This is a genomic window from Actinomadura hibisca NBRC 15177, assembly GCF_001552635.1.
Lineage (GTDB): Bacteria > Actinomycetota > Actinomycetes > Streptosporangiales > Streptosporangiaceae > Spirillospora > Spirillospora hibisca.
The window spans coordinates 34168-43809 of the sequence record NZ_BCRO01000083.1 but is presented as its reverse complement, the minus strand read 5'-3'; the positions used below and the strand labels follow the sequence as shown (position 1 = coordinate 43809).

The 9642-nt window shown below is 73.4% G+C and carries 10 protein-coding genes; 5 read left to right on the top strand and 5 right to left on the bottom strand.

Going from position 1 to position 9642, the window contains the following annotated elements:
- From AH6_RS33050 to AH6_RS33040, 3 genes are all read left to right on the top strand, one after another.
- Positions 1 to 520, top strand: a 520-nt coding sequence (locus AH6_RS33050; protein WP_245679571.1) for a response regulator, incomplete at its 5' end; no start/stop codon positions are given.
- A gap of 22 nt (positions 521 to 542) precedes the next feature.
- Complete coding sequence (locus AH6_RS33045; protein WP_067488064.1) at positions 543 to 1265, top strand: response regulator; 723 nt, start codon at positions 543 to 545, stop codon at positions 1263 to 1265.
- Between the two features lie 126 nt (positions 1266 to 1391).
- A complete protein-coding gene (locus AH6_RS33040; protein WP_067488062.1) occupies positions 1392 to 2609 on the top strand; it encodes an urease accessory protein UreH domain-containing protein in 1218 nt (405 codons plus the stop codon).
- Positions 2610 to 2618: 9 nt separating this feature from the next.
- On the opposite strand, the gene gltX is transcribed toward AH6_RS33040, so the two are convergent.
- Both gltX and AH6_RS33030 read right to left on the bottom strand, forming a co-directional pair.
- Positions 2619 to 4013 carry a glutamate--tRNA ligase gene (gene gltX, locus AH6_RS33035; RefSeq protein WP_083983720.1) on the bottom strand — a complete coding sequence of 465 codons (1395 nt, stop codon included), beginning with the start codon at positions 4011 to 4013 and terminating at the stop codon, positions 2619 to 2621.
- A gap of 68 nt (positions 4014 to 4081) precedes the next feature.
- Positions 4082 to 4660, bottom strand: coding sequence for a TIGR03086 family metal-binding protein (locus tag AH6_RS33030; RefSeq protein ID WP_067488058.1), 579 nt, complete (start codon positions 4658 to 4660; stop codon positions 4082 to 4084).
- 73 nt (positions 4661 to 4733) lie between these two features.
- Here AH6_RS33030 and AH6_RS33025 point away from each other — a divergent pair, with 73 nt between their 5' ends.
- The gene (locus AH6_RS33025) at positions 4734 to 5360 is read left to right on the top strand and encodes an NUDIX hydrolase (RefSeq protein ID WP_067488056.1); all 627 of its coding nucleotides are present in this window, start codon (positions 4734 to 4736) and stop codon (positions 5358 to 5360) included.
- Between the two features lie 18 nt (positions 5361 to 5378).
- On the opposite strand, the gene AH6_RS33020 is transcribed toward AH6_RS33025, so the two are convergent.
- The 3 genes from AH6_RS33020 to AH6_RS33010 form a co-directional block, all read right to left on the bottom strand.
- Entirely contained in the window at positions 5379 to 6140 is a 762-nt protein-coding gene (locus AH6_RS33020) for an SDR family NAD(P)-dependent oxidoreductase (protein ID WP_067488054.1), read from the bottom strand.
- A gap of 87 nt (positions 6141 to 6227) precedes the next feature.
- On the bottom strand, positions 6228 to 7232 hold the full coding sequence (locus AH6_RS33015) for a methyltransferase (protein WP_067488052.1): 1005 nt from the start codon (positions 7230 to 7232) through the stop codon (positions 6228 to 6230).
- A gap of 95 nt (positions 7233 to 7327) precedes the next feature.
- Positions 7328 to 7828 (bottom strand): HAD domain-containing protein, encoded by a 501-nt coding sequence (locus AH6_RS33010; RefSeq protein WP_067488050.1) that lies wholly within the window; start codon positions 7826 to 7828, stop codon positions 7328 to 7330.
- A 256-nt stretch (positions 7829 to 8084) separates the two neighbouring features.
- On the opposite strand from AH6_RS33010, the gene AH6_RS33005 reads away from it, so the two are divergent.
- Positions 8085 to 9578 carry an amino acid permease gene (locus AH6_RS33005; protein ID WP_245679570.1) on the top strand — a complete coding sequence of 498 codons (1494 nt, stop codon included), beginning with the start codon at positions 8085 to 8087 and terminating at the stop codon, positions 9576 to 9578.
- Positions 9579 to 9642: the final 64 nt, after the last annotated feature.

Here is a 9642-nt window from a genome sequence, read left to right as displayed (position 1 = left end):
GCAGGACGGCGCGGCGGCGCCCGCCGAGCAGCCGGCGGCGGCCGCCGACCGGCCCGGCGACGGCGAGCCCGCGCTGACCGGGGTGCTGGCCGAGCCGCCGGCCGACTTCCTGGACACCGCCCTGTCGGGCCGCAAGGTGCTGATCGTCGACGACGACGTGCGCAACGTGTTCGCGCTCACCAGCGTGCTGGAGGGCTACGGCATGGAGGTGCTGTACGCCGAGGACGGGCAGGCCGGGATCGACCTGCTGCACCGCAACCCCGACGTGGCGCTGGTGCTGATGGACGTGATGATGCCGGGCCTGGACGGCTACGCCACCACCGCGGCGATCCGCGACATGCCGCAGTTCGCCGAGTTGCCGATCATCGTGATCACCGCCAAGGTCATGAAGGGGGACCGGGAGAAGAGCCTGGCGTCCGGCGCGTCGGACTACGTGCCCAAGCCGGTGGACGTGGACCACCTGCTGGACGTCATGCGCAACTGGCTGCGTCCCTCCGTGCACGGTGACAGGGCACGCTGACAGGGAGCGGGGAGAGGCACGCGTGGACGACAAGGCGAAGATCCTGCTCGTGGACGACCGCGAGGAGAACCTCATCGCGCTGGAGGCCATCCTCAGCTCGCTCGACCAGGACCTGGTGCGGGCGCGGTCCGGCGAGGAGGCGCTGAAGGCGCTGCTCACCGACGAGTACGCGGTCATCCTGCTGGACGTCGTCATGCCCGGCATGGACGGGTTCGAGACCGCGCGCGACATCAAGCGCCGCAAGAAGACCCGCGACCTGCCGATCATCTTCCTGACGGCGGTCAACAGCGACCCCGACTACGCCTTCCGGGGGTACGCGGCCGGGGCGGTGGACTTCATCTCCAAGCCGTTCGACCCGTGGGTGCTGCGCGCCAAGGTGTCGGTGTTCGTGGAGCTGCACAACAAGAACAAGCAGCTGCGCGACCAGACGACGCTGCTGCGTGAGCAGGCCGCGCTGCTGCGCGAGCAGGCGGCCCTGTTGCAGGTGCGTCCGGCGGAGGACGGCGGGGCCGCGACGCGGTCGGCCGACGTCACCGCGCGGCTGGCGGCGGTGGAGGAGCAGTTGGAGGCGGTCGGCAAGAAGGCTCCGGCCGGGCTGCGGGCCGAGCTGGAACTGCTCGACCGGCACGTCGCCGACCTGCGCGCGGCGCTCACCGGCGAGGAGGGCCCGGCCCAGGACGTCCCGGAGGGCGCGGACGAGGGTGGGAGCGGCGCCGGGGAGTCCCCGGACCAGGCCGAGGAGTAGTCCGGCCCGCCTGTCCATGGCCCGGCGGGCACTGTTGCCTGTGACGGATGGTGACGTACAGGTCACTGCCGGGGTGGCTTGGCCGGGAGCGGGCGTGGGGACGGTCCCGCTGCGGAGGTGGGGCCATTGGACACCGCCGCACTGTTCCTGTCGGGCGCGGGAGCCGGGCTGCTGGCGGGCGGCACGACCTGCGCCGCCGTCCAGCTGGGGTTGCTGACCGGCGCGGTACGGGGCGCACACCGCGCGTCCGGGCCGGTGACGGCGTTCCTGACGGCCAAGCTGGTGACGCATGCGGCGCTGGGCGCGCTGCTGGGCCTGGCGGGCGGCGTGGTGCAGCCGGGGCCGCAGGCGCGCGGCGCGCTGCTGGGGGCGGCGGCGGCGGTGCTGGCGCTGTTCGCGCTGGACCTGCTGGGCTTCGGCCCGGCCCGTCGGCTGCTCGGCCGGGGCCGCTCCCCCGCGAGGCACGCCGGGACGGCCGCTGGAACGAGCGAGAAGGCGGACAAAGACAAAGAGGCGGGCGATGGTCTTGCTCGTCAGGCGGCGGGGACGCTGGACGAAGCGAACGTCGCGGTGGACGGCGGGCCCGATGGTCATTGTGCGGCGGAGACGGAGCGGGTCCGGCGGCCCGTGACGCCGGGGGAAGCGGACGTCGCGGTGGACGGCGGGCTCGGTGATCATTGTGCGGCGGGGGCGGCGCGGTTCCGGCGGCCCTCCGCGTCCGGTGCGGCGCGGTTCCGGCGGCCTGCGGTGTTGGGGGCGGCTACGGTGCTGGTGCCGTGCGGGCTGACGTTGTCGGCCGAGCTGCTGGCGGTCGCCTCGCGGTCGCCGGTGGGCGGCGCGGCGGTGATGGCCGGGTTCGTGCTGGGCACCGTGCCGCTGTTCGGGCTGCTCGGGGTGACGCTGGGCCGGACGATGGCGCTGCTGCGCGGCCGCCTCACCGCCCTGCTGGGCGTGGGCCTGCTGGCGGTCGCGGCCTGGACGCTGGTGTCGGGGTTGCGGCTGGGCGGCTGGCTGCCGGACGGCGGCGGCGCGCGCGCCGCCGCCGACGCCGGGCGGTTCGTCACGACCGACGCGGCCGGGACTCAGGTGGTGACGGTGTGGGCGCTGGACCGGGGCTACCGGCCCGCGCTCGTGGACGCCCGCGCCGGGGTCCGCACGGTGCTAGTGCTGCGCACCCAGGGCACCCGGGGCCACACGCGGGGGTTCACGGTCCCGGGCCGCGGCCTGGACGTGATCCTGCCGGTGACCGGCGAGACCCGGATCGACCTGGGCACCCCGGGGCCGGGCCGGATGCGCTTCGTGTGCGCGTCCGGCCACTACCCCGGGGCGATCACCTTCCGGTAGGGCGGCGGGTCAGGAGGTCAGCTTGGCGCGGGCGGCGGCCATGCGCTCCAGGGTGCGCTCGCGGCCCAGGATCTCCAGCGACTCGAACAGCGGCAGGCCGACGGTGCGGCCGGTGACGGCCACGCGCACCGGGGCCTGGGTCTTGCCGAGCTTCAGGCCGCGCTCGGCCCCGACCGCCTCCAGGCGGTTCTTGAGCTCCTCGGCGTTCCAGGGCGCGTCGCGGTAGGCGTCCTCGGCGGCGGCCAGGATGTCGGCGGCGGGCTCCTTCATGGCCTTGGTCCAGGACTGCTCGTCGAAGTCCGGCTCGGGCAGGAACGCGAAGTCCACCATCGGCACGATCTCCGACAGCAGCGCCACCCGGGTCTGCGCCAGCGGCGCCAGCTCGTTGAAGACGGCCATGTCCACCTCGAACGGGGCCGCCTCCAGGAACGGCAGGCACTCGGCGACGAACTTCTCGACCGGCAACATCCGGATGTAGTCGCCGTTGATCGCGCGCAGCTTCTTGACGTCGAAGAAGGCCGGGGAGGTGTTGACGTCCTCGATGCGGAACTCGGCGACCATCACGTCCCAGGGCAGGATCTCGCGGTCGTCCGACGGCGCCCAGCCCAGCAGCATCAGGTAGTTGCGCATGGCCTCGGCGAGGTAGCCCTCGGCCCGGTAGTCCTCCAGCGCGACCTTGTCGCGGCGTTTGGAGAGCTTCTGCCGCTTCTCGTTGACGATCACCGGGACGTGCGCCCAGACCGGCGCGGCGCCGCCCAGCGCCTCCCACAACAACTGCTGCTTGGGGGCGTTGGACAGGTGCTCCTCGCCGCGCACCACGTGGGTGATGCCCTGGCTCATGTCGTCGACCGCGTTGGCCAGCAGGAAGGTCACCGAGCCGTCGGCGCGGGCGATGACGAAGTCCTCCAGCGCCGCGTTCTCGAACGTCGGCTTGCCGCGCAGCAGGTCCACCACGACGGTCTGGCCCTCGTCGGGGGTGCGGAAGCGCAGCGCCCGGCCCGGTCCGGGGCCCAGGCCGCGGTCGCGGCAGTGCCCGTCGTAGCCCCGGTGCTGGTCGCCGGTGCGGGCGGTGACGTCCTCGCGGGCGCAGTCGCAGTAGTAGGCGCGGCCCTGCTCGCGCAGGGTCGCGGCGGCCGCGGCGTGCTTGTCGGCGTTGGCCGACTGGAAGTAGGGGCCCTCGTACTGGCCGCCGTCCATGCCGAGCCACGCCAGCGCCCGGATGATGCCCTCGGTCCACTCGGGGCTGTTGCGGGAGGCGTCGGTGTCCTCGATCCGCAGGACGAGCGTGCCGCCCGACTGCGCGGCCATCGCCCAGTTGAACAGGGCGGAGCGGGCGCCGCCCACGTGGAACATCCCGGTGGGGGACGGCGCGAAACGTACACGGATCGAAGACGAGGTAGACATGCCCTCAAGCCTAGAGCGCGCGGGCCCCCGCTCGGGCCGGGACCCGCGCGGGCCGTCAGGGGTCCGGATCAGGGCGTCCAGTGCGGGTCGCGGCCCGCCAGGCCCAGCGTCCGGTCCAGCAGCGGGGCGTCGGCGGGCACCGGGACCTCCGCGCCGAACGCCTCGTACTGGCGCGCCATCTCGGCGATCGCGGCGGTGCCCTCGTAGGCGGCCCGGACGACGTCCTCGGGGAACCCGGCGCGCTGCCCGGTGGCGGCGGCCAGGTCCCAGCCGTGGACGACGAACTCGCCGAAGATCATGCCGCCGATGACCGTGGCGGGCATGCCCGGGGAGGATCCGGTCAGGCTGGTGTCCCCCTCCCACGCCGCCGGGTCGGACCACGCCTTGACGGTGCGGCGGGCCTGCTCGGCGAACCGGTCGGCCCAGCCGGCCTCGGCGGTGAAGTCGTGCTCCTCCGGCACGTCGTCGGGGGCCTGCTTGGCGGCGGCGCACTCGCCGCGCCGGGTCCAGAACATCAGGTGGTTGAAGGCGGCGCGCACGTCCCAGTCCGGGCAGGGCGTCGGCGCGTCCAGCTTGTCGGCCGGAATGCCGTGCACGATTTCTATGGCCGCTTCGGCGGCGGCTGGCAGCACAGTGCGAATGTCCATGTCACGACGGTATTCCAGCAGGTCCCAGGGTTCTTGAAGAAAAGCGACAGGCGGCGTCTGGGATGATCTGGCCATGACCGACCCCCTGCACGATCCGGCGGCCTTCCGCGCGACGGCGGCGGCGCGGCTGGCCGCGTTCCGGCGCACCACCGTCCCCGACTCCCCCGGGATGCGCCGCGCCGGGGTGGTGGTGTGCGTGGTGCACGACGGGGACGCGCCGTCGGTGCTGCTGATCAAGCGGGCCTACCGGGGCCGGAACGCGGGCCAGTGGGGGCTGCCGGGCGGGCGGGCCGAGCCTGGCGAGACGCCGGAGCAGGCCGCGCTGCGCGAGCTGGAGGAGGAGCTGGGGTTGCGGGTCCGGCCCGACGAGGTGCTGGGGGTGCTGGACGACTTCCCGGCCGCCTCCGGATTCGCGATCACTCCGGTGGTGGCGGCCCCGGCCGACCCGGGACCGCTGCGGCCGAGCCCGGACGAGGTGCACTCGGTGCACCCCGTCTCGCTGGCGCGGCTGGCCGCCGACGAGACCCCGCGGTGGGTGCCGCAGCTCGACGGCGGCCGGTTGTTGCAGATGCGGCTGGGCCCGGACTGGGTCGTGCACGCTCCCACGGGGGCCATGCTGTGGCAGTTCCGGGAGGTGGTGCTGCTGGACCGGCCGGTCCGGGTCGCCGACTTCGTCCAGCCGGACTGGACGCGCCGCTAGACCGCTGACGCCAAGCCGTCAGAACGTGCCGCCGTCCACCACCACGCGCTGGTCGGTGACGTAGGAGGCGGCGTCGGACACCAGGAACCGGACCACGTCGGCGACCTCCTCGGGCGAGCACACGTGCCCGTAGGGGGACGCCGCGTCCTGCCGGCGGATGTCGTCCACACCCAGGGTGGCGCGCACCAGGCGCTGCCCCATGTCGGTGTCCACCAGGCCGGGCGCGACGATGTTGACGTGCATGCCGTGGCCGCGCTCCTCCTTGGCCAGGGTGTGCGCCAGGGCCTCCATCGCGGCCTTGCCCATGGCGTAGGGGCCGCTGAACGGCGGGTAGATCCCGGTGATCACGCTGGAGACGAAGACGACGTCGCTGCGCTCGGCCCGCCGCAGCAGCGGCAGCAGCGCCTGGGTGAGGTGGTGCGGGCCGAGGGCGTGCACGCCCAGCACCCGGGTCAGCTCGGCGGGGTCGGTGTCGGCGACCGAGTGGCCGCGGCTGGCGATCCCGGCGCTGTGCACCAGGACGTCCAGGCGGCCGTGCTCGGCCTCGACGCGCGCGGCCAGGTCGCGGCAGGCGTCCAGGTCGTCGACCGACGCCCGGTAGGCGTGTCCCCGGGACCCGGCGGCCTCGATCGCCGCGACGGTCTTGGCCGCGGCGTCGTCGTCGCGCCGGTAGGCCACCGCGACCTCGGCCCCGTCTTCGGCCAGCGCCACGGCGACGGCCCGGCCGATGCCGCGGCTGCCGCCGGTGACCAGCGCGAGGCGACCCGAGAGAGAACCCATCGACCACTCCTTCGTCAGGTGCGTGTTCGGTTCCATCCTGCCGGTCGCGCCCGCCCGGACGTAAGTGTCCCCTGACGTCGGGGCGGCTCAGGCCGGTGCGGCCTCCAGGACGCGGTATCCCGACGGCGGCAGCGGCTCCGACACCGAGACCGTGGCGAACCCGGCGGCGGTGAGCAGCTCGCGGAACTCGGCCTCGGTGCGCTCCCGGCCGCCGGTGGCCACGAGCATGTTGAGGTCGCCCATCGCGACGCCCCGGTGCTCGGCGGTGACCACGGGCGGCATCAACGTCTCCACCAGCAGCAGCCGCGCCTCGGGGCGCATCGCGGCGCGGCAGGAGCGCAGGATCGCGGCGGTCCGCTCGTCGTCCCAGTCGTGGATCACGCTCTTGAGCAGGTAGGCGTCGGCCCCGGACGGGACCTCGGCGAAGAAGTCGCCAGGCACGATCTCGCAGCGGTCGGCGAGGTCGCCCAGGGTGTCCTTGGCGCTCTCCAGCGCGGGCGGGAGGTCGAACAGCACGCCGCGCGCGCCCGGGACGGCCCGCAGGACCGCCGCCAGCAGGGTGCCGTCTCCCCCGCCGAGGTCGGCGACCGTGCCGAAGCGGCCGAGGTCGGCGGCCTCGATCACGGCGGGCGCGACGGCGCGGGTGTGCTCGGCCATCGCCGCGTTGAAGGTGGCCGACAGCTCCTGGTCGCGGGCGAAGAACTCGAAGGGCGTCATGCCGGTGACGCGCTCCCAGGCGTACTCGCCGGTGCGCAGCGTGCCCATCAGGTCGCCCCAGGTGCGCCAGACGTCCGGGCCGCAGAACAGCAGGACCAGGTTGCGGACCGAGCCGGGCACGCCGCGGCGCAGGTCCTGGCCCGCCGGGGCGAGCGCGAACAGGTCCGGGCCGTGCTGCTCGGTCACGCCGAGGACGGTCAGGGCGCGCAGCAGCCGCAGCAGGGACGGCGCGTGCGTCCCGGTCCCGGCGGCCAGCTCGGCGCTGGAGCGCGGCCCGTCGGCCAGGGCGTCGGCGAGGCCCAGCTCGGCGGCGGCGTAGACGATCTGGGCGGGCATGTAGCCGTAGGCGAGGTCCAGCAGGGGTGATCGCGTCATGGTCGGCCTCCTCCGGAGCGGTGTGCTCGGTACGAGGACGACGCTAGGAGCGGGGGCCGGGGGCGGTCTTGGACGAATGTGACCCGTCGCGCGGGCTAGCGGTCCAGGGAGCGCAACCATCCGGCGGCGCGCTCGACGTCCTGCTCGGTCAGCCCCACCATCGGGTCGGTGGACACCAGCAGGTGGTCGCCCACGCCCTCCTCGGCGGCGATGCAGTCGGTGGCGTCCGGCTCGTCCTCGAACCAGACGAACGGCCGCCCCGCGACCCAGGACGCCACGTGCCGGGCCTTCCAGGAGCCCAGCGTGCCGCCCTCCTCGTAGCCCGGGAAGCGGGGGATCGGCACGAACGGCAGCTGCGGCAGCCCGACGCGGGGCGCGATCCACTCGTTGGCGTTGTCGCACCAGTAGCTGGCCCAGGCGAGTTCGGCCCCGGTCTCCTCGGCCAGCTCCCGCAACATCGGGCCGTGCCCGGAGTTGAGCCACAGCCGGAAGGTGATCCCGTTGGGCGAGCACCGGTGCCTGCGGAAGCCGCGGGTCGGACGTTCAAAGGGGTTCAGGACGCCATCAACGTCCACCAGCACCAACGGCGAGCCCATAACCGGACCGTACGGCATGACGGGCCGGGATCGAAGGGCTTTATCCGGTCGGCGTGTTCCAAGCCTCACTTTCGGGGCAGATCCCGGCATCGTGCACACCCGTTTCTTGCGTCACGGCAGCCTCGCGCGCCGTCCGGACCACGTCCGACGCCCGGCTTGGGCCTTTTTAGCCAGTCGTTTTGACACGTTTCGGCCCATGACCGAAACTTCACCGGGCTTCGGCCATGAGCACCCCGTGGAAAGGCGGTAACCAGGCGTGAGCGAGCAGGACCTCCGGGCGGCGGCGCCGCCGTCGCAGGCTCCCCCGAAGGCGCCCCACGCGGGCGGGCGGGTCGTGGACGCCGGCGACGAGGGCTACGACAAGTCCCTCAAGCCCCGGCACGTCAACATGATCGCCATCGGCGGGGCCATCGGCACCGGCCTGTTCCTGGGCGCGGGAGGGCGGCTGGCCAGCGCCGGCCCGTCGCTGGCCATCGCCTACGCGGTGTGCGGCTTCTTCGCCTTCATGGTGGTGCGCGCGCTCGGCGAGCTGGTGCTGCACCGGCCGTCCTCGGGCTCGTTCGTGTCCTACTCGCGCGAGTTCATGGGCGAGAAGGGCGCCTACGTCGCCGGGTGGATGCACTTCCTCAACTGGTCCACCACCGGCATCGTCGACATCACCGCGATCGCGCTGTACATCCACTACTGGAAGATGTTCACCGACGTGCCGCAGTGGACGCTGGCGCTGGTCGCGCTGGCGGTGGTGCTGACGGTCAACCTGATCTCGGTGCGGATCTTCGGCGAGCTGGAGTTCTGGTTCTCCCTCGTCAAGGTCGGCGCGCTGGTGGTCTTCATGCTCATCGGCATCGGCCTGCTGGTGACCGGGCACCAGGTGGGCGGGCACGACTCGGGCCCGGGGCTGGTGTTCGGGCACGGCGGGATGTTCCCGCACGGCGTGCTGCCGATGCTGGTGGTCATCCAGGGCGTGGTGTTCGCCTACGCCTCCACCGAGCTGGTCGGCGTGGCCGCCGGGGAGACCGAGAACCCCGAGAAGGTCATGCCCAAGGCGATCAACTCGATCGTCTGGCGCATCCTGGTCTTCTACGTCGGCTCGGTGCTGCTGCTGGCCATGCTGCTGCCGTGGGACGCCTACCAGGAGGGCGTCAGCCCGTTCGTGACGGTGCTGTCGAAGCTCGGCGTCCCGGCCGCCGACGGCGTGATGAACCTGATCGTGCTCACCGCCGCGCTGTCCAGCCTGAACTCCGGGCTCTACTCCACCGGCCGCATCCTGCGCTCGCTGGGCGCGGCCGGGTCGGCGCCGAGGTTCACCACCCGGATGAGCCGCACCCAGGTCCCCTACGGCGGCATCCTGCTGACCTCGGCGGTGTGCGTGCTGGGCGTCGGGCTGAACTACTGGGTGCCGGCCGAGGCGTTCGAGATCGTGCTGAACTTCGCGGCGATCGGCATCCTGGGCACCTGGGCGATGATCATGCTCTCGCACCTGCTGTTCGTGCGGCGGGCCGAGCGCGGTGAGCTGGCCCGGCCCTCCTACCGGCTGCCCGGCTCGCCGTGGACCGAGCTGGTGACGCTGGCGTTCCTGGCGGCGGTCGTGGTGCTGATGTGGTTCGACCGCGACGGCGCGGGGCACACGACCGTCATGGCCGTCCCGGTGATCGTGGCCGCGCTGGTGGTGGGCTGGTTCTGCTGCCGGGGCCGGATCCGCGAACTCCAGGCCGCCGGCGGGGGCGCCCTCTCGGAGCCGGACGCCTGATCGTGGGGGCCGCGCGGCCCGGTTACCGGCACCCCGGACTGACGCGGCCCCAGGGCATCCGCCA

What these genes read in the sequence shown, in the direction of transcription:
- AH6_RS33015 (WP_067488052.1), bottom strand. Translation starts at nt 7,232, where the DNA reads ATGACGCGATCACCCCTGCTGGACCTCGCCTACGGCTACATGCCCGCC.
- AH6_RS33010 (WP_067488050.1), bottom strand. Translation starts at nt 7,828, where the DNA reads ATGGGCTCGCCGTTGGTGCTGGTGGACGTTGATGGCGTCCTGAACCCC.
- gltX (WP_083983720.1), bottom strand. Translation starts at nt 4,013, where the DNA reads ATGTCTACCTCGTCTTCGATCCGTGTACGTTTCGCGCCGTCCCCCACC.
- AH6_RS33020 (WP_067488054.1), bottom strand. Translation starts at nt 6,140, where the DNA reads ATGGGTTCTCTCTCGGGTCGCCTCGCGCTGGTCACCGGCGGCAGCCGC.
- AH6_RS33025 (WP_067488056.1), top strand. Translation starts at nt 4,734, where the DNA reads ATGACCGACCCCCTGCACGATCCGGCGGCCTTCCGCGCGACGGCGGCG.
- AH6_RS33030 (WP_067488058.1), bottom strand. Translation starts at nt 4,660, where the DNA reads ATGGACATTCGCACTGTGCTGCCAGCCGCCGCCGAAGCGGCCATAGAA.